Genomic DNA, 25,337 nt, shown 5'->3' with positions numbered 1-25,337 from the left:
AAAATACAATCAATCGATTAAAATTTCAGCACCACATCACAATCAGCTATTTTTCGCTGGATTTCAAGTGAACTGAGAATTTTAGGAGCAAGTACAAACTCGTTTATTTCTGATAATCCACGTTCTCGAAGTGATTCCTGACAAAGATAAATATTTTCAATGTCATATAACGGCAATATTTTAAATGTTGCAATGTAGTCCCGTGCAAGAATGGCTTTAGGTTGTTGATTTGCTAACAGCTGAAAGACGCCATCAGCAATAAAAAACACCTCAATTTCATCCGTTAACGCAGACGTTGCCAGCAAGGCATCCAACCCTTCACGCCCACTTGCATTTCCATGGGGTATTGTTGTAAAAACGAAGGCAATTTTTTTCACGCGATACCTTACTTTCCTAAAATTGAAGGGTTCTATCTGTTGTCATCATCGCTTCAGCTAAGCTGCCTAACCCACTCATAATAAATCCATCAGCTAAATTATTAACGGGTAATGATAAGTTTTGAGCCTGTTCTTTATCAACCACACCACGTCGTAGCGCCGCAGAAACACAAATATGCATTTCACAACCCGCGTCTTTTGCCAGTTGCTGCCAAGCGGTGAGTAAATTAAATTCGTCCGTTGCGGGAGAGGTGAGTAGGTTTGCGTTCAGAACACCTTCACGATAAAAAAATACGGTTTTTAACGTGTGCCCTTCTGCAAGAAGGGCTTTGGCAAATTGATACGCACTTGCAGCTTGTTGCGTCCCATATGCTGGGCCCGTCACCAAGATGCAGTACGTTAATGGATTAGCGTGACTCATTCACCACTCTTAAACTGACGAATGTATAAATAAACGGTGTGTTTTGAGATATTTAAGCGATCTGCCACTTGGTTAATGGCATCTTTGATATCGAAAATGCCTTTTTCGTAGAGGTTCAGAACAACTTGTTTATTCTTCGCATTATTCGATACGTTACGGTCAGCGCCCACTTCTTCAATAGTGTACTCTAATGTTTGAGCTACTAAGTCATCAACAGACGAGGCAAAGTTCACATCTGAGGTCACTTCTTGTTTTGTTTCTGGAATAAACGATTGAATAATTTCGGAGAAAGGTACATCTAAATTCATATTGATGCACAGTAAACCAATGACACGCTGTTTACGGTTGCGGATCGCAATCGTCACTGATTTCATTAAGTCGCCGCTTTTCGCTTTAGTAAAGTAGGCTTTAGAAACACTAGATTCTTCATCTGCCATATCGTGCAGCATACGCAGCGCAAGGTCAGTAATTGGCGAGCCAATTTTACGCCCTGTGTGCTGGCCATTAGCAATCCTCACCGCAGAACAATTCAGGTCTTCCAATGAGTGAAGAACGATTTCACAGTGCCCACCAATTAGCATTGCTAAGCCATCAACCGCCGCTTCATATGATTTTAAGATTTCGTGGTCGGTTTCAGCAAAAGGCTGGTTATCCAGTATATTAATATCGCTGAGGTCGTGTGACTGTAAAGAATCTGACATTTTCAACATCATCCTTCTAATGTAAACATTTCATCCAGTTGACTAATAAGGCATTCATTATTCGACTAATTTGCCTTTATTGCACCGCATATAATCAACAATTGTGATGATAAATAATAAAATAGAGTCTTCTGAAGTTAAAACTCCAAGACGTCGCCGTCAAGCGAATGAATGCAAGACAGTCTGTTTTATCACAAGTTTTAAACAATTTGGGGATTTTTTTGCCGAAAATTCACTAAGGTTAGCTTCTATCGCCACGTCAGGCAGTGACTTATCTAAAACTGGATCATAAGCCTTGATTCCGCATAATTTATAACGAAAAAAACCAACTTACTGTTGTTAAATATACACAGTTCATTCACTGCAATGAGTTTTTATTAATAATACATTTAAATCGAAACCATAATTAAAACAATAAAACTATAATTTCTTACCATTTTATTTGGCCAGAATAGTATCAAGATATTATATTCAATTATTAAAAATAAATAATAATGTATTCTATCCATATGCCAAATTAATTAATGAGGTTTGTTTTGATTAATCGAAATATCCACATACTAATCATTTACTTCCTAATAGTTTCATTTAGTGAAATATACGAATTATTACTGCTCATCACTGGCGTTGTCACAATAGATGTTGATGAGCTGACTATCTATTCAATCGTCTTTACCTTACTGATTATGCTAATGCGGTCACTGCTACTTACCTCTGTGCTAAATTATTCATTACATATTAAATCCATATTTAAACGTATTTTTGTGTTAGCTATTTCATTAATATTAATCGTTGATGTGATTAACCTTTTTGTTTTCTATTTATCAAATATTGATATTTCACACTTTACATCTTTCCATATCATTAGAAACTCACCTAAAACATTTATATTTTTAACTGTATTATCCACTGTATTTTCTTTATTTTTAAATAAGGAGCTTTCATGGCAGGAAACAAAGATATCGTAATCTCAGTAAAATTAGGATCATGGTCTATTTGGTACCCAATACAATCTTACATTGGCAAACATAAATATACTGTTTCTTATAGCTTTAGAGACTCACCGATGGAGATGCCATTTGAGGTTCAAATTAAGTATATGGATGGGGCTAAAACTAGCGTAGTAACCACACTAGGCCCTGGGAGCCACATTGTTGAAGGTGATGGCGCAGGCAGTGATTATATTCGATTACACTCGTTGTCGTTCGGGTTTGGGAGTGTTGCCGTTACAGTCCCAAATTGATGACCTTAATTTGGGTTTTCGCATTAGTTACCTTGAACATTTTGGAATAACTACGCTGATGGATATTCAATGCTAGATTGTAGGCACTCTTTTTTATTTTGACTAATTGCCATCAATAAAAGTACAATGAAAATTGTATATTTGAGTCATTAACTTAATTAGCGTTACTTTTAAATAATAACGCTAAACATCCACTGATATAATTTAACCCAAGATTAATAACATGGACATGACCTTACCTAGAGTTAAGAGTAGTGTTTTCTTATTTTTATACTTCATTTCCATACTCACGCCTCAGTTATTTAATTTATTCTCGTTATTATTAGCCGACGAAGATATAAACGCAATTGATTTTCTGGATGCTTCACTTTTATTTACATTATTTGTTATTATTACCAAAACGATTTTATTTTTTGTTTTTTTTAATCTATCACTCTCAGTAAAGCCTATCGTATTGCGTTCATTTTTATATTTTTTGACTTTTTCTTTAATCGCCGAGATTCAGCGCTACTTGTCGTGGTTATCTTCCGGTGTAGATATGAGTCGTTACATCTTTTTTTCTTCTATTTTCAATTCAATGTTTTTGCTTATATACAGCATCGTAATATCTACTTTATGCTCTATGTTTTTAAATAAGGAGCTGCCCTGGCAAAAAACAAAAGTATCTTAGTTTTTAGTGTGGTTTAATCGATAACCATGTATAGCTTAATTTTCTTATTTGCATAAAAAAGCCCAAGACAAATGCCTCAGGCTTGATGACAACTAAAATCTATTTTATTTAGCTGCTGGTTTGATATCTAATAATTCAACATCAAAAACTAAAGTTGAGTTAGCTGGGATACCCGGAACGCCGTTTTCGCCATACGCTAAATCAGCTGGGATCACTAACTGCATTTTACCGCCTTTTTTCAGGTTTACTAAACCTTCAGTCCAGCCTTTAATGACTGAGTTTAATGGGATAGTCAGCGGCTCGTTACGTGAGTAAGAGCTATCGAATTCAGTACCATCAATCAGAGAGCCTTTGTAGTGAACGACAACGGTTTCATCTGCTTTAGGTTTAGCGCCTGTACCGTCTTTTTCAATTTTGTACAGTAAGCCAGATTTGGTTTTCACTACGCCTTTTTCTTTAGCGTATTTTTCACGGAACTCAGCGCCTTTTTTCTCATTATTGGCGGATTCATCTTTCATTTTTTTGTCGGCAGCTGCTTTAACTTGCCCTTCGAACTGACGCAGTGTTTCTTCAACTTCTGCATCGGTCATTTTGCTTTTACCATTGAATGCATCTTGAACACCCGCCAATAATTGTGCGTTATCCAAGTTAATGCCAATGGTTTTTTGTTCTTCTAAAGAATTTTGCATGTAGCGACCTAAAGAAGCGCCCAGTGCATAAGCATTACGCTCTTCAGCGTTTTTAAATGCGCTACTTTGTGCTTTGGCTTCCGCTGCCATAACTTGCGGAGCAGTGAAAGTAAGTGCCAACGTTGTTGCCAGAAGACTTGCCTTAAACAGTGATTTCATCCTAATCTCCGATGATTTTAATGCGAACCTATTTGAACAGTAAACCCAATGTTTACCATTCATTTTATGATAATGCCCCTAATGCTTTGGGTGCTCATTATTTATTTGTGATAGAAACAGTATAATCATTTCTTCAGACAACATTAACAAAAAGAGGTTTCATCGCCTATATGTTTAACTAAAACTTATCTGTTGATTTGTAATGTTCGGTTATTATGATGGTTTGATTATGATGAAAACGCCTAAGGAGAGTCGAAAATGGACTCATCTCATTCATTCGAACAACGTTTAGAACTTTTAGAAAGTAAAGTGGCTTTCCAAGAATTAGCTATCGAACAGCTAAATCAAGTGATTACTGACCAGCAAATGCAGTTGACGCGGATGCAGGAACATTTACGCATCGTGACGGAAAGGCTGAAATCGTCGCAAGATTCCCATTTGGCGCGACCAGAAGAAGAAACACCGCCGCCGCATTATTGATAGCGACAAAAAAGGAAGCTTTCGCTTCCTTTTTCATTCTGTAACAAACACTAATACGACGACGTATTAGTGGCAGCCGCAGCCGCCTTGTTTGTGACCGTGGCCGTGACCTTCGCCACCACCACAGCAACCGCCTTCTGAACCGTGGCTATGACCGCCACCGCCACAGCAACCACCTTCGTGGTCATGGTCATGGTCGTGACCATCTGCGCCATGAACGTGGCCATGTGCGATTTCTTCTTCTGTTGCTTCACGGATACCCATGACTTCAACATTAAATTTCAGGTTTTGGCCTGCTAACATGTGGTTACCGTCAACGATAACTTCGTCGCCTTCAATCCCTGTGATTTCGACAGGAACGGGGCCCATGTCAGTATCAGCTAAGAAACGCATACCAACTTCCAGCTCTTCAACACCCATAAAGACGTCTTTAGGAACGCGTTGAACTAAGTTGTCATCGTATTGACCGTATGCATCGTCAGACGCCACTTCAACATCGAAGTTTTCGCCAACAGAGCGGCCTTCTAACGCTTTTTCTAGACCAGAAATTAAAGAACCACGGCCGTGCAAATAGTCCAGTGGCGCGCTTGCCGGGGACTCATCAACTAAAACACCGTCTTCTGTTCTTACTTGATAAGCCAAGCTGACCACCAAGTCTTTTGCTACTTTCATGACATCTCCTACTACCCGTAAGGGGAAAATTTTTTGCCAATTGTACCGAAAAACAATGATGATGTATTGAGAATTGACAAATTTCTCTTATTCAGGTGTAAAAATACCAATGACCTGCTCTTTTTGCCTCACATGTTCAGTGGCAACTTCCCCTGCTTGACGCTGTTGGTCGCCACAATTGACGCACTCTACCACATCAATTTTATCTTCACGCCACATCATCAACGTATCTTGTGATTGGCATTTCGGGCAGGTTGCGCCTGCAATAAAACGCTTACGTGTTGAAGCCATTTCTTACCCTTATTGTTCATTGTTCCAGCTATGTGGCTGTCGGTGTTCTCTTTGCATCTCTTTTTCAAATAGCTCGTTGAGCTCACGGCGCGCTTCTTTCACACGTGAAATTTGCCCGCTATCGCTGTTTTCACTTTCGGGATAGACGTCCCGCAACATGCGCATGTCTAAACGACGGAAATGCTGTTTTGCCCGGTAGGCTTTATGTGGATGCATACCAGTACTAATTAATGCCTTGCTACCGAGTTCGAGGGCACTTGAGAATGTTTCACGGCTAAAGTCGGTCACACCACAGTGCAATAATTCATGCGCTTCCAGACGGCCTTTTGCTCGGGCAATAATATGTAAGTTAGGGAAATTTTCTTGGCAAATTTGCACAATTTCCATCACTTCTTCTGGCGCATCACTGGTAATCACAATGGCTTTGGCTTTATCCGCCCCCGCTGAACGCAGCAATTGCAGTTCCCGCGCATCACCGTAATACACGGTATAACCATAGCGGCGCATCGTACCAATCGCAGTCACATCTTGTTCAAGCACCGTGATTTTGACTTTATTTGCCATTAATAAACGCCCAACCACTTGCCCCATACGGCCAAACCCAACCAAAATAACATGCGGGTCGTTGTCTTCTACAAAGGGTTTTTCACTGGATGCAGGCTGCTGATTATAACGGTAGTTCAAATAGGCATCTATCAGCTGCATCACAAGTGGCGTTGTCATCATCGAAAGTGTGACCACCACCAGCAAAAGGTCCATTTGACGCTCATCAATCACACTTGCTCCAAATGCCGTGGCATAGATAACAAAAGCAAATTCACCACCTTGGCTTAAAACCCCTGAAAATTGGGCTCGTGCACCGTTACGTAATCGTGCAGCAAACCCAAGCAAATAGAGTACTAAGGCTTTGACTGCCACTAAAACCACCACGGCAATCAATACCTGTGGTAAATAGGTCCACAGCACTTGTAAATTGAGCGACATACCTACGGAGATAAAAAACAGACCTAATAACAAGCCCTTAAATGGCTCAATGTTGATTTCCAGTTCATGACGGAATTCTGTTTCCGCTAACATGACTCCTGCCATAAAGGTACCTAACGCCATCGAAAAACCGAGGCTTTCCATAATCAACGCAGAACCTAATACCACTAAGAGTGCGGCGGCGGTAAAAATTTCATGCACACCCGATTTTGCAGCTAACCTAAACATCGGGCGCAATAAGTAGCGCCCTACGACCCACAACCCGACAAAAGCGACAACTTTTAAGCCAATTTTTTGCCAATCGCTGGTTGCCGTGTCCCCCGCCAATAAGGGGATTAATGCCATAATCGGGATCACCGCCATATCTTGGAATAACAAAACGGAAAAACCGAGCTGACCGCTTTCTTTATTGGACATGCCCTTTTCGTTCATCAGTTGCAGTGCCATCGCCGTCGATGACATCGCCATTCCTAGTCCCCCAACAATAGCGGCTTGCCATGAAAACTTAGCTAAAAACAGTAGTGATGCCATGATTGCCGCGGTGACCACCACTTGAACGGTGCCTACGCCAAAAATCGAACGCCGCAGTTCCCATAGCTTAGAAGGTTTTAACTCTAAGCCAATTAAAAACATGAGGAACACGACGCCCATTTCAGAGAAGTGCAAAATATCATCAACATTATGGATAAAGCCGAGCACAAATGGCCCAATCATAATCCCTGCCAATAGATACCCGAGTACCGCGCCCAAACGAATTTTCTGAGCAATAGGTACCATGATGACACCCGCACAGAGAAAAATAATGACGGATTCAAATAGCCCCATATCTGACATTATGAAAGCCCTCCTGCACTCAGCGGTTGTTGTATCCATTGACGGTAGTCATCAATCAGCTGTTGAAAATGGGCTTTAGGCTGCCGACGTGCTGCATAAATAATGGTCGGCTCCAGCCATTGCATATCACACATCAATGCAGTCAATTCAAATGGACGAAGTATTTCTGTTAAAGGGTAACGATTGTACCCATCATGTTGATAGGCATGGATAGGTTCACCGGTTGTAATCACTGAGCGCCAATATTTGCCTTTTAATTTTTGATACCCCATATCGGTGGCAAAACGACGCGTTAATACGCGGTCAAACCACTCTTTCAACAACGCCGGGCAACTATAAGTATAGAGGGGATGCTGAAAAACAATCACATCATACAAGCACAGTAGCTTTTGCTCCGCGGTCACATCAATAAAATAATCGGGGTATGTCGCGTATAAATCATGCACCGTGACATGTTCAAAATCGCGCACCGCATCAAGCAACGCCTTGTTGGCGATAGATTCATCAGGGTCTGGGTGGGCATAGACCACCAACACTTTTGGTGTATTTGACATCTTTCCCTCCTCAAAGGCGTGTCAGACGGAACATTTTCCGTTACCATGCTGCCTGCTATACTCGTCATACTTCACGTTGAAGTGTTGTTGACTACGCGCATTCGCACTAGTCACCTACTTAAGTAGGTGACTAGCGACTCATTTGCTTGTCGCCTAACTGCACCGTGAATTATTTAGAGTATATACGTTGGTAATTTAACATATTTTTAATAGACGGTTGCTATGATTGTTTTCTCTTCACTCCAAATTCGTCGAGGCGTTCGTGTTCTTTTGGACAATGCCACGGCGACGATTAACCCCGGCCAAAAAGTTGGTTTAGTGGGTAAAAACGGCTGCGGTAAATCGACGCTGCTTGCGCTGTTAAAAGGCGAATTACAGGCTGAAGCAGGCTCTGCAACGTTTCCAAGCAACTGGTCTATGGCATGGGTCAACCAAGAAACCCCTGCATTAGATATGCCAGCACTCGAATATGTCATTGATGGTGACCGCGAGTTTCGTGCCCTTGAGCAAAAACTGGCTCAAGCCAATGAAAAAAATGATGGTCACGCCATTGCTGTCGTTCATGGGCAATTAGATGCTATCGATGCATGGACAATCCGTTCGCGTGCATCAAGTTTGCTTCATGGTTTAGGTTTCAGCCAAGCGCAATTAGACTCACCAGTAAAATCATTTTCTGGTGGATGGCGGATGCGTTTAAACCTTGCGCAGGCTCTGCTTTGCCGCTCTGATTTGCTGTTACTCGATGAGCCCACCAACCACCTTGATTTAGATGCAGTGATTTGGCTGGAAAAATGGCTGAAAAGCTACCAAGGCACGTTAATTTTGATTTCCCATGATAGGGATTTTCTCGACCCAATTATTGATAAAGTGCTGCATATTGAGCAAGAAACCATGTTCGAATACACGGGAAACTACTCTTCATTTGAACGCCAACGGGCAACAAAACTGGCTCAGCAGCAAGCGCTGTATGAAAGCCAGCAGGCTAAAGCCGCACATTTACAAAGCTATATCGACCGCTTTAGAGTGCAAGCCACCAAAGCAAAACAAGCCCAAAGTCGTATTAAAATGTTGGAAAAAATGGAAATGGTGGCACCTGCTCACGTGGATAACCCATTCCATTTTTCATTCCGTAAGCCTGAAAGTCTACCCAACCCATTATTAAAGATGGAAAAAGTCAGCGCAGGTTATGGCGAAAAAGTCATTTTACAATCGATTAAACTGAATCTGGTTCCGGGCTCACGTATTGGGTTGCTGGGTCGCAATGGCGCAGGTAAATCTACGTTAATTAAGATGTTAGCAGGCGATTTACCGCCGTTACAGGGGGAAATTTCCCTCGCCAAAGGCATTAAATTAGGTTATTTCGCCCAGCACCAATTGGAATACCTGCACCCAGAAGAGTCCCCATTACAGCACCTTGCACGCCTTGCCCCTGACCAAACGGAGCAACAATTGCGTGACTATTTAGGCGGTTTTGGCTTTAAAGGTGACCAAGTGACAGACCCAAGCCTTCGTTTCTCTGGCGGGGAAAAAGCACGTTTGGTGCTAGCGCTGATTGTCTGGCAGCGCCCGAATCTGTTATTACTCGATGAGCCAACCAACCACTTAGATTTAGACATGCGCCAAGCCCTCACCGAAGCCTTGATGGCATTTGAAGGTGCATTGGTTGTGGTTTCCCATGATAGGCACTTACTGCGTACCACCACTGATGAGCTGTATTTAGTTCACGGCGGTACGGTAGAGCAATTTGATGGTGATTTAGAAGATTACCAACAATGGCTTGCCGAGCAAAACAAGCTCGAATTGCAGCAAGTGCGTGATCAACAAGAGAAAGATAGACCCGCAGCGACGGCAACGGTTACTGCACAAGATAGAAAAGATCAAAAACGCCGTGAAGCTGAATTCCGTCAATTGACGCAGCCTATTCGTAAGAAAATTACGGATTTAGAAAAGAAAATGGAGAAACACTCAACATCACTGAGCGAGTTAGAAGCAAAGCTTTCTGACGCCGCAATTTATGAGCAAGATAAAAAAGCGGAGCTGACTGAGTGTTTGAAAAAACAGACTGAGCAAAAATCGGCGTTAGAAGAGGTTGAAATGGAGTGGATGGATCTGCAAGAACAGTTAGAAAACATGACGAATGAGTTCGAAGCGGGTTAATTAATACTTTCTTTTCATAAAGAATCCCCCCTTATCCAAGTTCAATTAATGAGGGGGATTTCAATAAAACATCAAAATAAGATAATCTCAATTGGAATTGGTGATTAGCTTTTTAAAATTAAACACAAAACTCTCATTTATGATATTTAACAGAAACAAATGATACCATTCAATTAAAATATACAGAACTATTCATCAATTAGTCTCCAACTGCTAGCATTTAAAGTCTTTATTTAAAATGCTAGCATGAAAAATATCACTTACTCTTCAATAAATTAAAATCCCAAAAAAAGCCCATCACTCCTAGCTAATTTTCTCATTTGAATATTTTTATTATAATAAAACGATTATTAGAAACTAAAAAATGCAGATTAAATGCAATTAATGACTATTTTGGTGCAAAATGATTTATATTATTACCATGCTTTATGGCAGAGAAACTGCCAAGAAATATTTCTGGGCTATACTCTCCATCACTTTATTTGGTGCTTTCATTGGCATTGGTTTTTTCTTGCTGCCTTTCTTTGCAGATCCTTATGAATTCATGATTTTCCTGTGTATCCCAATTCTCTTGGAAGCTATTCGATCATTCATCTGTGCTGTTTATTGTAAAGGCGCTACTCGTGGTTTAAGAATAAGCCGTGGCCTCGTTTTGCTCTTTATGGTGTATGTCGTTTTATTTTCTCAAATTCACGCATGGGAAACCGTATTATCCGGTTTCATTACCGGCCTATATTTAATGATGAGTTCAATATGGAAAATGTCTAACAGTATTGTACTCAAGTTCCAACGTTGGAAACTGATGTTAGCAGTTTCTATTCTTGAGTTTTTTATAGGTTTATGGAATTTTATTCCATGGTCATTTGATTACTCTTCCCGCCAAATATACTGGGATGTCGGAACACTGATTCTAATTTACTCCTTAGACTCTTTCTTTGTTTATTATTTTGTCATCAGTAGTCAGTTAGCCGATATTGACGGTATGAAAACCGACTTAGAGAGTAGTAACCATAAAAAGAATAGAGAACAAGCTGTTGTGCATGTCTGGACGACGACAGGGCAATTGCCACTATTTTTTAAAATTATCCAACGCTATATTGTCTCCCGTAATTCACTCGGGGTAATTAGTACTGGACACGTAGCTTTTGAACTCGATGAGATTTATATCAGTCACTATCCTGAGAAAGATATCGATCGCGATACTGCACAATTCTTGCAGATATTAAAATCTACGGAAGAAAATAATGATACTGGCGTTTTTCAAGTAAGTTATCTTGATGAAATGAAAATTGCCTCACCATCGAATTTTAAATTAACTATTGATGGTATCAGCAAAGAAAAACTGGATACATTTTGGCAGGAGTATAGCAAAGACACGACTTACAACTTAACGAATCGCAATTGTTCAACAGTTGTCTCTTTAGCGCTGGTAAAAAGTACGGAAGGGTATTTTGCAGAGAAACAAGGTGGATTCATGTTACTCCTCAAATTACTATTTAGCCCTGAACTTTGGGTAATGTCTCAGTTGAGGAAACACGCAAGTATCATGACATGGACCCCCGGCATTGTTTTAGATTATTCTCGTGCAATGTCCGTTTTATTGAAAATGTGAATTTATGGCAAAGAACATGTCCCCAACAGAAAAATGGAGAACAGAGTATCGCCATAAATCCTCTATGGATTTTAATCGCGATACTTCAGAGATTACTATCCATAACTTCCGCTCTTTTCAATTTTCCGATAAGAACGATTACACATGGCATACCCGTAATTACAACCTTGACCAGCTACAGAGTGTCGATCTGATACAATCCCACTGGTCAGGTAAAATGATAGCTCATGTTTTTCTGAGCTTTGGTTTCTCAAATGGGGATTACGTCTCTTTCTCTATAGAGACAAGACGCAAATCACACCAACAATTTTCTGTTTGGAAAGGTTTTTTTTATAACTATGACATTATTTATGTCGTTGCTGATGAGCAGGATTTAATTGGTACGCGGGTTAATTTACGTAACGAACAGGTTTATATTTTCCCATTAAATTTAGATAAGGCTCTCATTACCGAATTCTTTATCAATTACATGAGTAAAATAAACGCGTTAAAAGAAAATGATGAAAAGTACCATTCCATGTGGAATAACTGCACGACCAGTATTTATAAAATCGCCCAAAAAACCTACCCAGACTTTAAATTTAACTGGAAATTACTTGTCAGTGGCTATGCATCTCAATACTGCCATCAATTAGGCTTTATTGAAGATAAAGACTATTTTAACAAACAGCAAATTCCGATTATCCCATCCATTGACGAGACATTCTCACATCAGATTAGGCGTGAACTAGGCTAAACACGGGCTACATTCAAGAAATCGGACCGATAAGCAATAGATCCTTAACCAATAAGTTTATTAGTAAGGATCTATTTTCGCTCTTAATCCATGCAATGAATTACGTTCTCACTAGCGTGCTTTCACACACATCACATAATACTCACCATCAATTTTTTCCGTGCCTTCAGTCTCATGTTCAAAGCCCGGAAACTCGGTATCCCAAGCTTGTAAACTACGTAAATAACCAATGTGGGGGCTATTGGCTTCACCGAAACTTTCACCTGAAAGTAACATCGGAATTCCTGGTGGGTATGGAATGATAGAGTTCGCCGCAATGCGTCCAACGAGTGCGTCCAATGGCACTGCCTCAACACGGTTAGCGACAATCTCTTGGTATGCATCCCGTGGACTCATCATGACTTCAGGCAGTTGTTCATAGGCTTGGTTCAATTGCCCACCAGGGTTATTTTTTTGCAGGTAAGCGAACATTTTATCGCCTAAGTCGCGCAGTCCCATATGCCCGTATATTTCAGGAGCACTTTCCACCACTTCTGGCAGCACCTTCTTCAACCCAGTGTTACTATCATAATGGCGTTTAAAGGAAAGCAGCGCATTGACCAATGTCCCCCATTTCCCTTTGGTGATCCCCATAGAAAACAAGAACATAATTTGGAAATCAGTTGTCCGTGTTGGCACAATGCCATAATGGTTTAACCATGCTGTGACCAACGCCGCAGGCACACCCGTATCCAGCAATTGGCCATTGTCCCCCATTCCTGGTGACAAAATACTGACTTTAATCGGGTCAAGCATCGCCCAATTTTCAGGGATATCTTTAAAACCGTGCCATTTATCCTCTGGGTTCATTACCCAGCAGCTCTGTTCTTTCATCAGCAGCTCAACAGGGGCATCTTCAAAGGCATAACGTTTCCCTGTCGCAGGGTCTTTCACCATCTCCTGATTCCATGGCTTAAAAAACCATTCATCATCATTGAGAAACTCTTTATACAAATAACCCAGTGATTGGCGGAAATCGATAGATTCACGAATCACTTCATCGGTGAGTGAACGCCCACTATTCCCATCCATCATATCTGCCGCGATATCGTTTGAGGCGCAAATCGCGTACAGCGGCGAGGTGGTGGCGTGCATATGGTAAGCCTGATTAAAACGATTGAAATCAATTGAATTGCGGCCGTTTCTGATGTGAATAAATGATGCTTGAGATAACGCATTTAACAATTTATGCGTAGAGTGCGTGGCAAAGATGGTCGGTTCATCGCCATTTCTTGGTTCATCTCGCATGGCAAAATGGTCATGATAAATGGGGTTAAAACGCGCGTAGCCATACCATGCCTCATCAAAATGAATTCTATCCAATGATTTATCCAGTAAATCTTGAACTTTGCGTGCATGGTAACACACGCCATCATAGGTACAGTTCGTGACAACACTATAAGCCGGACGTTTACCGATTTTATCCGATGTTAGCGGGTTTTTAGCGATTTTTTCTGCAATGGCTTCAGGCGTCATCTCTTTCGGATAAATGGGACCAATAATCCCATAGCGGTTGCGGCTTGGTGTCATGTACACAGGCTTAGCCCCTGTCAGGATCAACCCTTGCTCAATCGATTTATGGCAATTTCTGTCGATGACCACAACGTCGTCATCGGTCATACAGGCTTGCATAATCGTTCGGTTAGAACCCGATGTCCCGACAACCACAGAGTAAGATTGGTCAGCACCAAAGATGCGCGCCGCATTTTTTTCACATTCGCCAAATGCCCCCGTATGGTCAAGTAACGATCCCACCGCGACTCGCTCAATGCCGATATCTGTGCGGAATAAATTCTCACCGAAAAAATCGTGGTAAATTCGCCCTGCAGGTGTTTTGGTAAAACCGACACCACCTTGGTGCCCCGGTGCAGCCCACGAATATTCATGTATATCACTGTATTTAATTAAGCTTTTCATTAATGGTGGCAGCAACTGCGCACGATAACGAATAATCGCCGCAAGTACGCGCCCTGCAATAAAGTCGGCTGAATCCTCTAAGATCCAAGCAAATTCATCGACTTGCTCCATCATTTTGCGGTCAAAGGCAGTCAGTGCCTCCTCACGATCACTCAGTAAAAAAACAGGTACATCTTCTTGTCGACGATGGAGTTGGGCAATTAACTGATGAGCTTGGGTTTGTTCTTGCTTGTCTGACATATCACGGCCGTACAGCAAGCAATCAATACTGGTATTTGAACGGATGTAAGCCATGCCATCTTCAAAATCGCGAATAATCACAGTTTCAACATGTTCATCGTTCAATTCACTCGCAAGCCTTGCGACAGCGTGGCTAATAACGGAATCTTCGTCAGTTAACTCAGTATAAACAATGAGTGCTCTCATCAATAATTCCCCTTTGAATATTTTAAATTTAAATACTTATGACTTTAGTCTTAACGCAAATATGTATTTATTGCAAAGTTATCGATGAGTTATAAGATAAAAGACTATTCATCTAAATTATTAATTGCCATTCTCGCGTTCATAACTAATGACTTAGCTTTGGTCTCGCGTTTTTGCAGCAATGCCATGAAAATGAGGTCGGTTATCGTGTTTTGTGCCGTTCTGGATGAAATAGAAGAACTGCGCCATTCATCTTCTTCCGCGATGCTTTCTAGCACGTAATCAGATAACTGTGCCAGCGGCGAATATCGGTCACGTGTGATAGCAATAATCGATGCACCTTGCTTATGAGCAATATTCGCTGCACTCAGCATGTCTTTCCGCTTGCCCGTAAACGAGATCACAATCTGTACATCATTGGAACTTAACGTTAAAGCCGCTGCAATTTGCACATGATGGTCAAATTCAACTAATGTGGTGATCCCTATTTTTTGTAGCTTGTAGCTTAAATCTTTCGCCGTTAGCCCCGAGCCGCCGATCCCCACGATTTGTACTCGTTGTGATTTATCGATTAACTCCACAACTTTTTCAAACTGCTTGAAATCAATGTGCTTTGTGGTCTCAGTAATCGAATGGTTTTTCTCCATCGCAAGTTTTTGTGCCACCACCATTAAATTATCATTCGGTGCAATGTGATTATGTAATGCAGTGTGGGCAGCTCCTTCATTAAGTTTCTGACGCCCAATAATTTCACTCAGTGCCAGTTTCAGCGCTGGGTACCCTTTAACCCCCACTTTTTGGCTAAACTTCACAATCGCAGACTGGCTAACATTTAGTTTTTCAGCCAATTGAGATGAAGACAAACTCAGTATATTTTCTGGATTTTCGAGGATAAATTGCGCAATTTTCCGTTGATTTTCCGCTAATCTCGGTAGTGAATATGTAATGACGTCCAATAATGTCATGGTGATATCTCCAAATAGGTACTCATTTCAAGTTTTCAAAAAAAAGAATAATAAATTATTCCTACCAGACTTAATCGATACGTGAAAAATAACTAAATAAATTCAATACAAAGCCATTTTTTAACCTGTTATTTTTTACAAAATATTCCTTTATATTCGCAAGTTAGAATAGATATCGACGTGATCTTAATCACACCAAAGGAATAAATAATTCCTTATTATTAGCACAATATCTGATTTAGGAGCAATTTTTATGACTATCGATTTAAGCAAAATGGTAACGGAAAGCCGTAATGCAGCCAGTACTAATATCGACCAGCTTTCAACGATTGATATGCTGCATGTAATTAATGATGAGGACAAACTCGTTCCGTTAGCGGTTGAAAAAGTGCTCCCTGAAATTGCGCAGCTGGTTGATAAAGTCGCAGACGCATTTCTAAAAGGCGGCCGGTTGGTTTACTCAGGCGCAGGTACGTCAGGGCGTTTAGGCATACTTGATGCCAGTGAGTGCCCACCAACTTATGGAACGCCTCATGAGCAAGTCATCGGTCTTATTGCTGGTGGCCACCAAGCTATTTTTCGCGCCGTCGAAAATGCGGAAGATAAACCTGAATTAGGCGAACAGGATCTGAAAAATATTCAATTCAATGAAAAAGATGTGCTGGTTGGCATCGCAGCAAGTGGACGTACTCCATATGTATTAGGCGCTTTAGCTTATGCAAACTCGGTTGGCGCGACTACCGCAGCCATTAGCTGTAATCCAGATAGCCCCATCGCCAATGCAGCAGATATCGCAATCACCCCTGTCGTTGGTGCAGAAGTCGTCACTGGCTCTTCTCGAATGAAAGCAGGCACTGCCCAAAAATTAGTTCTGAATATGATCACCACAGGCGCGATGATCCGCATCGGTAAGGTATTTGGCAACTTGATGGTGGATGTTGAAGCCACTAATGCCAAGTTAATTGAAAGACAAACTAAAATTGTTATGGAGGCAACTGACTGCGACCGAACCACCGCTGAAAACGCACTTCAACAATGTGACAGACACTGTAAAACGGCCATTTTGATGGTGTTATCGGGTCTGAATGCCGATGATGCTCGTCAACTGCTCTCAAACAATAACGGTTTTATTCGTACAGCACTCAATATGGCATCCTCCGCCTAATCCGCGGATTTTAATGAGAAAAATAGTATGGCTAAAATAACAATAGAAATGATGCAGCAGATCCTGCAACAGGTTGGGGGTCGTCGCAATATTAAATTAGCGGGTAACTGCATGACTCGCTTACGACTCACACTCAACAATGAACAACTCGTCGATAAAGCCGCACTCAAGCAAATCGCAGGTGTGCTTGGTGTTATTGAAAGTGACGAACAGCTACAAATTGTCCTTGGCCCAGGTAAAGCTCAAACCGCTGCGGACTTAATGAACAAAATGCTAGAGGATGAAGAAGATGAGCACGATGAACTGCCTCATCAAACTCAAGACTTGAACGAAATAGCCTCTGCCAATAAGCAGCAGTTGAAAAAGAAACAAACCAGTGCAGTACACCGCTTCCTATCAAAATTTGCCACCATCTTTACACCATTAATTCCGGGGTTTATTGGTGCAGGTCTCTTGATGGGGATCGCGTCATTGCTCGGCCTGTTAGTCGCCAATGAAAACTTATTCCCACCAGACTCCCAGCAGTTGAGCTGGTTAAAAAGCGCTATTGCCTACCTTGCTATATTCGGTAAAGGTTTATTTACCTTTATGGGGCTATTAATTGGCTACAACGCCCAAAAAGCCTTTGGAGGGAGCGGTGTTAACGGCGCAATTATTGCTGCCTTATTTATTTTAGGTTACGACCCTGAAGCCACAAAAGGTTTCTATTCAGGGATGTCGAACTTCTTTGGTTGGCACATTGACCCTCGCGGTAACATCATCGGGATTTTAATCGCCTGTATTTTTGGGGCGTGGGTAGAAAAACAAGTTCGTAAAATTATTCCATCCAGCCTTGATATTATTCTGACTTCAACCATTACTCTGTTAATTGTTGGAGCAGCTACCTTTATCTTTATCATGCCGATTGGTGTTTGGCTGTTCGATGGAATGTCTTGGTTATTTATGCACTTAAACGGCAACCCAATTGGAACCGCAGTTTTAGCAGGGCTGTTCTTGATCGCAGTAATGTTTGGGGTTCACCAAGGGTTTATCCCTGTTTACGTAGCCTTAGTGGACGCCCAAGGGTTTAACTCACTGTTCCCAATACTGGCAATGGCGGGTGCAGGCCAAGTCGGTGCAGCACTTGCTTTATATGTGAAAGCAAAAAAAGGCTCAGTCACCCGTGGGCAAATTGGTGGTGCTCTGTTCCCTGGCTTCTTAGGTATTGGTGAGCCACTGATTTACGGTGTCACACTTCCACGCGTCAAACCCTTTGTCACTGCGTGTTTAGGTGGCGCGGCAGGAGGGTTCTTTATCGGTGCGGTAGCATGGATGGGTTTGCCTGTCGGTTTAAATACGGTGTTTGGCCCATCAGGGTTAATTGCTATTCCCTTAATGACCTCAGGGCAAGGCGTTCTCGCTGGGATGGCAGTATATGCGGGCGGCATACTGGTTTCGTATGTCTGTGGTTTCCTCTTTACTTACCTGTTTGGCAGTAAAGGCGTCGATTTAAGTTAATCTCGCTCTAAGCAAAAAAGCAGCCTGATGGCTGCTTTTTCGTATTGAAAATATAAGCTATAGCTTATAAATTTAACAATAGATTATCACTTATGCAAGGATGCATCGTGTGGACAGTAATACTAACCTCTCATTTTGAAAATTGGCTAAATCAGCAAAACGTACCCGTTCAAGAGAAAGTCTTAGCCGCTCTTGGGAACCTAGAAGCCTATGGCCCTAAACTGCCTCGCCCCTATGCTGATACCATTAAAGGCTCTAAATATAGCAATATGAAAGAGTTAAGAATTCAACATTCGGGGAAGGCTCTACGCGCATTTTTTGCCTTTGATTTCAAACGTCAAGCTATTGTGTTATGTGCGGGAGATAAAAGTAATAACAAACGTTTTTATCAAACAATGATTCAAATTGCTGATAATGAATTTATGGCATACCTTGCACTCATGGAGAAAAAAATGAAAACACTGCGTGACGCAATTGCTGAACGTTCCCCTCAAAGCCAATCTAGAATCAAAGCGTTAACTGAAGAAATGGTACTCGAAACAGGTCTCCAGTTATTACGAGAAGAACTGAATATTTCCCAAAAAATGCTAGCTGAAAACCTAGGTATTTCGCAACCTGCGATTACACAAATTGAACGGCGGGGAAATGACCTAAAGCTTGCCACGTTAAAACGCTACGTCGAAGCGATGGGGGGGAAACTTAGCCTAACCATCGAATTACCAACAGGTCACGACCATATTTTTCATATATAGATATACCAAGAAGCTAAGCATACTTAGCTTCTTGGCTACAGGCATTACTCCAACCAAATTAATGGTACGCACAGTGCCGTCAGCAATCCCATCGTCCAGTTAAAAATAAACCATGCACGGCGGCTACGAAGAAACAAGCTAATTAGCGAACCAAACCCCATCCAAATAAGGCCTGCCACCAAATTCACAATCACAAAAGCGATACTCATCATGATAATTGATTGAGTAAATAACTCACCGGGCAGGCTAAACCCGCCAACAGCCCCTAAACCCATCATCCATGCTTTTGGATTTAAAAACTGCAATAAACCGCCCTGATACCAAGTCACGCTTTTTGCCACTTCGCTATTTGCTTTAAGTGGTGCATAATTTGCGGTCGCGGTTTTCCATGCGAGCCACAATAAGTAAATACTCCCTGCAATTTTTAAGACAATATGGATAGCGGGATATAGCAGTAAAAGCGCAGCAATCCCAAATGCAGAGAGGTAAAGTATGGACTGCATACCCAGCATGATCCCTAGGCAGAGTGTGATAGTACGACGAAAACCATAGTTTGCTGCACTTGAGGTCAGCAACATATTGTTAGGGCCGGGTGTGACTGCAGCAATGAATAGAAATGTAAAAAGTGAAAAAATCAGCCCCAGTGTCATTTATACTTTAATCCTCAAACTCAAATTTGTTTACTTGCATCACAAAAAAATAACAGTATGTTATGTGACTCACAAGAGTCCCCATTAAATAAAATAAGGCTATGTCAGAAAACTTTCGTCCGATAAGTTGGGCTAAGAATCCACACCTCCAAACTTTGTTGCCAAGAATTTTTCGCAGGACACCGAAAATTAAACCTCTTTGGCAGAGACTCGAATTGCCTGATGGCGATTTTATCGATCTTGCTTGGAGCGAGAAACCTGAGCTCGCTGCACATAAGCCGCGTTTAGTCATTTTTCATGGCTTAGAAGGCAATTTTAAAAGCCCCTATGCCCACGGCATGTTAGAAAGCGCACAAAACCAAGGTTGGTTAGGTGTCATCATGCATTTTCGAGGTTGCAGCGGCGAACCCAATCGCCAACAACGCATCTATCATTCAGGTGAAACAACTGATGCGCGCTATTTTTTACGCTGGCTAAAACAAACCTTTGGTGATGCACCAACAGCGGCTGTGGGTTATTCCCTTGGTGGTAATATGTTAGCATGTTATCTCGCTGAAAGCGGTCAAAATGCCGATGTGGACGCTGGCGTGGTGGTCTCCGCACCATTAATGTTGGAAGCCTGTTCATTGCGTATGGAAAAAGGGATTTCTCAATTTTATCAGCGCTATTTACTCAATGGCTTAAAGCGTAATGCAACTCGTAAACTGGTTCGCTACCCTGGTTCATTACCATTAAATTTGTTACAGCTAAAACAACTAAAACGCATTCGTGAATTTGATGATGTTATCACCGCTCGTATTCATGGCTTTGATGATGCAACGGATTATTATCAAAAATGCAGTGCACTCCCTAAGCTTGCTTATATCACTAAGCCAACATTAATTATTCATGCCAAAGATGATCCCTTTATGGCACCTGAAGTGGTCCCTGATTTATCACATTTACCTAAAAATGTGGAATATCAAATGACTGAGCATGGTGGCCACGTGGGCTTTGTGAGTGGAACATTAAGAAAGCCCAAAATGTGGCTAGAAACCCGAATTCCACAATGGCTAACCCCTTATTTAAATAAGGAAAAAGAATGATTATTCCTTGGCGAGAGCTTGCGCCTGAAACACTGGAAAATCTGATTGAAAGCTATGTGTTACGCGAGGGCACCGACTACGGCGCCCAAGAAAAAAGCCTGCAAGATAAAGTGAACGATGTGAAACGGCAGTTAGTTTCTGGCGAAATTGTGCTAGTCTGGTCAGAATTGCATGAATCCGTTAATTTCATGCCTAAAGCCCGCTAACCCGCTTCGTTCGCTGTTTCTGAAATAGTGGCCATAAGCGCAACACAGGGAGTCCGCTATGTCCAAAAAACACCCGATTATTGCCATCACTGGTTCAAGCGGTGCCGGCACAACCTCAACTAGCCAAGCATTCCGTAAAATATTCCATCAATTAAATATCCAATCTGCCACGCTAGAAGGTGACAGCTTCCATCGTTATACTCGCCCTGAAATGGATATGGCGATCCGCAAAGCCAGAGAACAAGGCCGCCATATTAGTTATTTTGGCCCAGAAGCCAATGACTTTGCGCTACTTGAGCAAACACTGGTGGATTACGCCAAAACGGGCTGTGGGAAATCACGAAAATACCTACATACCTATGACGAAGCAGTTCCTTATGGTTTACAACCAGGTACATTCACCCCTTGGGAATCGTTACCCGAAAAAACGGATGTGCTGTTCTATGAGGGCTTACACGGTGGGATAGTGACACCTGAGCACAATGTCGCGCAACATGTTGATTTACTTGTCGGTGTTGTGCCTATCGTGAACTTAGAGTGGATACAAAAGCTCATCAGAGACACTACGGAGCGCGGGCACTCCCGAGAAGCGGTAATGGATTCAGTGGTACGTTCGATGGGTGACTACATTAACTACATTACACCACAATTTTCCCGTACTCATATTAACTTCCAACGCGTACCGACTGTGGATACCTCAAACCCATTTTCAGCGAAAGCCATTCCTTCACAAGATGAAAGCTTTATCGTTATTCGCTTTCGTGGGCTTGAACAGATCGATTTTCCCTACCTGCTATCAATGATATCAGGCTCTTTTATCTCTGCGATGAATACTATTGTGGTACCTGGAGGGAAATTAGGCTTAGCGATGGAATTAATTATGACACCAATAGTTGAAAAACTAATTAGTCAAAAACATAGCTAAATTGCTTTTTGATTATTAAACAAGATGCTTACCATTAATTAAGATAAGCATCTTTCAATTCAAATATATTAATAATAATTAAATTTATTTTTAATTTCTTATTTCAAAGCTGTGGGTCACTTCCACAGTTTTTTCTAACATCAACGCGACCGAACAATATTTTTCAGCCGAAAGTTGAACCGCACGTTCAACGGCTTTATCCGTTAATTCATTCCCTGTTACAATAAAATGCAAATGAATTTTAACGAAATAGCGTGGCGCTTCTTCGCGACGCTCGGAGGTTAATTTCACTTCACAGTCGGTAATGTCATTACGACCTTTTTGTAAGATGGATACCACGTCAATCGCGCTACAACCGCCCGCTGCCATTAACACCATCTCCATTGGGCTTGGTGCTTTATCGCCTGCGTTACCATCCATCATCACTTGGTGGCCTGACGCTGACTCACCTAAAAAAGAGAGTCCTTCTACCCATTTAACTCTTGCTTCCATTTTATTCCCCTTGAAATGAAATCGATTTAAAGGCTACATTGTTCCATAGATATAATGAATGTTATATCAGCTTTATTCTGCTGAAGCGATACAGGGAAGACTTTCTGTATTGAATATGCTACAAACAATACTTAGTTGATAGGATTAAGATCAAAACTCAACGTTGTATTTGATTATATTATAGTGTTGATATCAATTTGTTTACCCTAACCATGAAAAGCGATTGATGCAATGTTGCTCTTCCTATTATTTAGGGTATATAAGACAAATTAATATGCTAAGCTAGTGACTTTAAAGCCAGCCTTTCTGGTACGCTTTTTCCGGATGGCTGCAATAACATACAGAGGATAACGCTAATGGTTCTCGGCAAGCCACAAACAGACCCTACTCTTGAATGGTTTTTGTCACACTGCCATATTCATAAGTATCCATCCAAGAGCACACTGATCCATCAGGGTGAGAAAGCAGAAACCCTTTACTACATAGTTAAAGGTTCAGTGGCTGTTTTAATCAAAGATGAAGAAGGCAAAGAAATGATCCTCTCCTACCTGAATCAGGGGGATTTCATTGGTGAGCTTGGATTATTTGAAGAAGGGCAAGAACGTACTGCGTGGGTTAGAGCAAAAATCGCCTGCGAAGTTGCTGAAATTTCTTACAAAAAATTCCGTCAATTGATTCAGGTTAACCCTGATATCTTAATGCGCCTCTCTGCGCAAATGGCAAGCCGCCTACAAACCACGTCAGAAAAAGTGGGCAACCTCGCCTTCTTAGACGTGACAGGTCGTATTGCACAAACGTTACTGAATCTAGCCAAACAACCTGATGCCATGACGCATCCAGACGGGATGCAAATCAAAATCACCCGTCAGGAAATTGGCCAAATCGTTGGTTGTTCCCGTGAAACTGTCGGCCGTATTTTGAAAATGCTGGAAGATCAAAACTTAATCTCCGCGCATGGTAAAACCATTGTTGTTTACGGTACACGATAATTAACCTTTCGCCTCACTCCCTTGGTGGGGCGCACCTTTTTGAATAGCGTTATATCCTAAGTATAACGCTATTTCCCCAAAATACGGTTGTTTTATATATCATTTTTAATGAGTGTCGTTTCTTTATATTTTTCTGACTAATAATCAAACTAAGATAATGGGAGTTAACCATTATTAGGAGATTATTTGTTGTGAAATTAGATGTCAACGTCAATAAATTAGCCAGAATATCGAATAACACAAGTAATAAAAATATTGTTTTCCGAAGCCCGTCAATCATTGATAATTTAAGTATTATTAAGACATTCAATTCTGAGAATTATAAGAAAATAAACTTCGCGACTCTGACTTGTGAGTTTCAAGAAAGAGCACAACCCGAGCTAAATCGCCTCCCCTATTCACCACCTGTTGAAAAACTATTATTACCTTATACCTATCATGAAGATGATTTAATTTCCCCATCAAATATCGTTAAAAACAACATCACTATAAAAAATAATACGCCAATAAAAATTAAACTGGAATATACACCTATGAAAACCACCAACTCTAATGCTGAATTAATTAACATAGACCGAAAAAATTTTTTAATTAACGATTTTGGTATCAATAAAATAAAACAATTCTTTTATAATTCGATTGAAAAAGTACAATCAACAGGGAAGATTCAAGCTTTAGTAGTTAAAAACAAACTTAACCCTAGAAAGGAAGATTTATACAGCGTTAAGTTTTATAATAAAAATGAAATGACTGAAATACAAAAAACTAACAAACAAAATGCAGAAACAGTAAACGAAGAAAAAAACCCTCCTATATCATTTTCAGGTAAGGATAAAGAACAATTTAATCAAGCTAAGAACCTAAAAAATAGAATTCACGAGCTCGAAAAAGAGATATCATCCCGTAAAGATTTTAACAAATTAGGTGATAAATTTAAATATACCAAATCCACCCAAAATTTAATTAATGAATGTATTTCCTCTCCATCTAATAAAAGAGATACTACATTTAGCGCTACCATTGAAACTATGAATGAAGTTATTAATAAATTAAATAACCAACTCAGCGCCCTTAAAAAAAATGAAGAAAAAACCATAAAAATCACATCTGAAAAAAATATTTTCAATAGTAATGAGAGTCTAAATTCTAATTCCTCAGGCTATTATTCAGAAACAACCGATGAATCAGGTTATAGTTCAGAAGAAACTGAGAATCAGAATAAAAATAATATTATTAATAAAAAAAGTCATGAGTTAGAGAATTCAAAATCAAAAAAAATAGAAGAGCACCATAAAAAAACACATATTACGGTGAAACCGAAGAAAATAACGTATCAATTTAATGGGAAAATATATATCAATAGAGCAACAATGTTACGAGACATGCATATTAGCAAGGAATATAACTTCCAATTAAATGAAAATTCAAAACAAAAAATATTAAATGATAAAAAACCAGACACTAAAAATTTAGATGCTAAACTAAAAGGTGTAGAGAAAACCCTTAATGATTTAGGCCACCTTCAAGTAGAAATAAAAAAAGAAGAAACCCGTTTTACTCAATTAAAAAATCAGCTAAAAAATTTAGAGCATAGCGAAAAGGCTTAATTACGATAAAGGTGCAGAGGATCATTTCTGCACCTTTGATAT

25 protein-coding genes and 1 pseudogene are annotated in these 25,337 nt (G+C 40.7%); 14 read left to right on the top strand and 12 right to left on the bottom strand.

The genetic code is table 11. The features are described 5' to 3' along the window. Nucleotides 1-17: 17 nt before the first annotated feature. From tusC to J6836_RS19255, 3 genes are read right to left on the bottom strand one after another with little or no spacing between them, the layout of a single operon-like run. Nucleotides 18-377, bottom strand: coding sequence for a sulfurtransferase complex subunit TusC (gene tusC, locus J6836_RS19265; protein ID WP_219245459.1), 360 nt, complete (start codon nucleotides 375-377; stop codon nucleotides 18-20). A gap of 16 nt (nucleotides 378-393) precedes the next feature. Then, on the bottom strand, nucleotides 394-798 hold the full coding sequence (tusD, locus tag J6836_RS19260; protein WP_219245458.1) for a sulfurtransferase complex subunit TusD: 405 nt from the start codon (nucleotides 796-798) through the stop codon (nucleotides 394-396). Further along, on the bottom strand, nucleotides 795-1,499 hold the full coding sequence (locus J6836_RS19255; RefSeq protein WP_219245457.1) for a helix-turn-helix transcriptional regulator: 705 nt from the start codon (nucleotides 1,497-1,499) through the stop codon (nucleotides 795-797). Before J6836_RS19255 ends, tusD begins: the two co-directional genes overlap by 4 nt. 943 nt (nucleotides 1,500-2,442) lie before the next feature. Here J6836_RS19255 and J6836_RS19250 point away from each other — a divergent pair. Continuing rightward, entirely contained in the window at nucleotides 2,443-2,742 is a 300-nt protein-coding gene (locus J6836_RS19250; protein ID WP_219245456.1) for a colicin Z C-terminal domain-related protein, read from the top strand. Between the two features lie 774 nt (nucleotides 2,743-3,516). Here J6836_RS19250 and fkpA read toward each other — a convergent pair. After that, nucleotides 3,517-4,260 (bottom strand): FKBP-type peptidyl-prolyl cis-trans isomerase, encoded by a 744-nt coding sequence (gene fkpA / locus J6836_RS19245; RefSeq protein WP_219245455.1) that lies wholly within the window; start codon nucleotides 4,258-4,260, stop codon nucleotides 3,517-3,519. Between the two features lie 258 nt (nucleotides 4,261-4,518). On the opposite strand from fkpA, the gene J6836_RS19240 reads away from it, so the two are divergent. Continuing rightward, nucleotides 4,519-4,740: a SlyX family protein gene (locus J6836_RS19240; protein ID WP_206084806.1), complete on the top strand. Its 222-nt coding sequence runs from the start codon at nucleotides 4,519-4,521 to the stop codon at nucleotides 4,738-4,740. Nucleotides 4,741-4,806: 66 nt separating this feature from the next. Here the strand turns inward: J6836_RS19240 and slyD are convergent, their stop codons facing one another. From slyD to kefG, 4 genes are all read right to left on the bottom strand, one after another. Beyond that, the gene (slyD, locus tag J6836_RS19235; protein ID WP_219245454.1) at nucleotides 4,807-5,412 is read right to left on the bottom strand and encodes a peptidylprolyl isomerase; all 606 of its coding nucleotides are present in this window, start codon (nucleotides 5,410-5,412) and stop codon (nucleotides 4,807-4,809) included. A gap of 87 nt (nucleotides 5,413-5,499) precedes the next feature. Continuing rightward, the gene (locus J6836_RS19230; protein ID WP_206084808.1) at nucleotides 5,500-5,703 is read right to left on the bottom strand and encodes a YheV family putative zinc ribbon protein; all 204 of its coding nucleotides are present in this window, start codon (nucleotides 5,701-5,703) and stop codon (nucleotides 5,500-5,502) included. A 9-nt stretch (nucleotides 5,704-5,712) separates the two neighbouring features. Further along, the gene (kefB, locus tag J6836_RS19225; protein WP_219245453.1) at nucleotides 5,713-7,521 is read right to left on the bottom strand and encodes a glutathione-regulated potassium-efflux system protein KefB; all 1,809 of its coding nucleotides are present in this window, start codon (nucleotides 7,519-7,521) and stop codon (nucleotides 5,713-5,715) included. Further along, nucleotides 7,521-8,075 carry a glutathione-regulated potassium-efflux system ancillary protein KefG gene (kefG, locus tag J6836_RS19220; RefSeq protein ID WP_219245452.1) on the bottom strand — a complete coding sequence of 185 codons (555 nt, stop codon included), beginning with the start codon at nucleotides 8,073-8,075 and terminating at the stop codon, nucleotides 7,521-7,523. The genes kefB and kefG overlap by 1 nt, the downstream gene beginning before the upstream one ends. Nucleotides 8,076-8,297: 222 nt before the next feature. On the opposite strand from kefG, the gene J6836_RS19215 reads away from it, so the two are divergent. The 3 genes from J6836_RS19215 (at nucleotide 8,298) to J6836_RS19205 (ending at nucleotide 12,580) form a co-directional block, all read left to right on the top strand. After that, on the top strand, nucleotides 8,298-10,232 hold the full coding sequence (locus J6836_RS19215; RefSeq protein WP_219245451.1) for an ABC transporter ATP-binding protein: 1,935 nt from the start codon (nucleotides 8,298-8,300) through the stop codon (nucleotides 10,230-10,232). Nucleotides 10,233-10,635: 403 nt separating this feature from the next. Then, a complete protein-coding gene (locus J6836_RS19210; RefSeq protein WP_219245450.1) occupies nucleotides 10,636-11,844 on the top strand; it encodes a peptidase in 1,209 nt (402 codons plus the stop codon). Between the two features lie 4 nt (nucleotides 11,845-11,848). Continuing rightward, complete coding sequence (locus tag J6836_RS19205; RefSeq protein ID WP_219245449.1) at nucleotides 11,849-12,580, top strand: Lnb N-terminal periplasmic domain-containing protein; 732 nt, start codon at nucleotides 11,849-11,851, stop codon at nucleotides 12,578-12,580. 111 nt (nucleotides 12,581-12,691) lie between these two features. Here J6836_RS19205 and adiA read toward each other — a convergent pair whose 3' ends face one another. Together adiA and J6836_RS19195 are read right to left on the bottom strand one after the other, a co-directional pair. Continuing rightward, nucleotides 12,692-14,962, bottom strand: coding sequence for an arginine decarboxylase (adiA, locus tag J6836_RS19200; protein WP_219245448.1), 2,271 nt, complete (start codon nucleotides 14,960-14,962; stop codon nucleotides 12,692-12,694). A gap of 104 nt (nucleotides 14,963-15,066) precedes the next feature. Further along, a complete protein-coding gene (locus tag J6836_RS19195) occupies nucleotides 15,067-15,927 on the bottom strand; it encodes a MurR/RpiR family transcriptional regulator (protein ID WP_219245447.1) in 861 nt (286 codons plus the stop codon). A gap of 253 nt (nucleotides 15,928-16,180) precedes the next feature. Between J6836_RS19195 and murQ the strand changes: the two genes are divergently transcribed. From murQ to J6836_RS19175, 4 genes and pseudogenes are all read left to right on the top strand, one after another. Beyond that, nucleotides 16,181-17,092: an N-acetylmuramic acid 6-phosphate etherase gene (gene murQ / locus J6836_RS19190; RefSeq protein ID WP_219245446.1), complete on the top strand. Its 912-nt coding sequence runs from the start codon at nucleotides 16,181-16,183 to the stop codon at nucleotides 17,090-17,092. A gap of 27 nt (nucleotides 17,093-17,119) precedes the next feature. Continuing rightward, nucleotides 17,120-18,589, top strand: coding sequence for a PTS N-acetylmuramic acid transporter subunit IIBC (gene murP, locus J6836_RS19185; RefSeq protein WP_219245445.1), 1,470 nt, complete (start codon nucleotides 17,120-17,122; stop codon nucleotides 18,587-18,589). A 92-nt stretch (nucleotides 18,590-18,681) separates the two neighbouring features. Then, a pseudogene (locus tag J6836_RS19180) lies at nucleotides 18,682-19,041 on the top strand (type II toxin-antitoxin system RelE/ParE family toxin); the annotation flags it as partial. Continuing rightward, nucleotides 19,042-19,341, top strand: a complete 300-nt coding sequence (locus tag J6836_RS19175; RefSeq protein WP_219249555.1) for a helix-turn-helix domain-containing protein — start codon at nucleotides 19,042-19,044, stop codon at nucleotides 19,339-19,341. Nucleotides 19,342-19,385: 44 nt separating this feature from the next. Here J6836_RS19175 and J6836_RS19170 read toward each other — a convergent pair whose 3' ends face one another. After that, nucleotides 19,386-19,991, bottom strand: a complete 606-nt coding sequence (locus J6836_RS19170; protein WP_219245444.1) for a LysE family translocator — start codon at nucleotides 19,989-19,991, stop codon at nucleotides 19,386-19,388. A gap of 101 nt (nucleotides 19,992-20,092) precedes the next feature. Here J6836_RS19170 and J6836_RS19165 point away from each other — a divergent pair, with 101 nt between their 5' ends. Genes J6836_RS19165 through J6836_RS19155 form a run of 3 tightly spaced genes read left to right on the top strand, consistent with a single transcriptional unit; the run spans nucleotide 20,093 to nucleotide 22,207 of the window. Further along, nucleotides 20,093-21,076, top strand: a complete 984-nt coding sequence (locus tag J6836_RS19165) for a hydrolase (RefSeq protein WP_219245443.1) — start codon at nucleotides 20,093-20,095, stop codon at nucleotides 21,074-21,076. Continuing rightward, a complete protein-coding gene (locus J6836_RS19160; protein ID WP_219245442.1) occupies nucleotides 21,073-21,282 on the top strand; it encodes a YheU family protein in 210 nt (69 codons plus the stop codon). The genes J6836_RS19165 and J6836_RS19160 overlap by 4 nt, the downstream gene beginning before the upstream one ends. A gap of 58 nt (nucleotides 21,283-21,340) precedes the next feature. After that, on the top strand, nucleotides 21,341-22,207 hold the full coding sequence (locus tag J6836_RS19155; protein ID WP_219245441.1) for a phosphoribulokinase: 867 nt from the start codon (nucleotides 21,341-21,343) through the stop codon (nucleotides 22,205-22,207). Nucleotides 22,208-22,297: 90 nt separating this feature from the next. On the opposite strand, the gene J6836_RS19150 is transcribed toward J6836_RS19155, so the two are convergent. Beyond that, entirely contained in the window at nucleotides 22,298-22,699 is a 402-nt protein-coding gene (locus tag J6836_RS19150) for an OsmC family protein (protein WP_219245440.1), read from the bottom strand. A gap of 356 nt (nucleotides 22,700-23,055) precedes the next feature. Here J6836_RS19150 and crp point away from each other — a divergent pair, with 356 nt between their 5' ends. Next, on the top strand, nucleotides 23,056-23,688 hold the full coding sequence (gene crp, locus J6836_RS19145; protein ID WP_004262556.1) for a cAMP-activated global transcriptional regulator CRP: 633 nt from the start codon (nucleotides 23,056-23,058) through the stop codon (nucleotides 23,686-23,688). A gap of 191 nt (nucleotides 23,689-23,879) precedes the next feature. Further along, a complete protein-coding gene (locus tag J6836_RS19140) occupies nucleotides 23,880-25,295 on the top strand; it encodes a hypothetical protein (protein WP_219245439.1) in 1,416 nt (471 codons plus the stop codon). Nucleotides 25,296-25,337: the final 42 nt, after the last annotated feature.

It is taken from the genome of Providencia sp. R33 (genome assembly GCF_019343475.1).
In the GTDB taxonomy this organism is placed as follows: Bacteria; Pseudomonadota; Gammaproteobacteria; order Enterobacterales; family Enterobacteriaceae; genus Providencia.
This window is presented reverse-complemented; position numbering and strand designations above follow the sequence as displayed.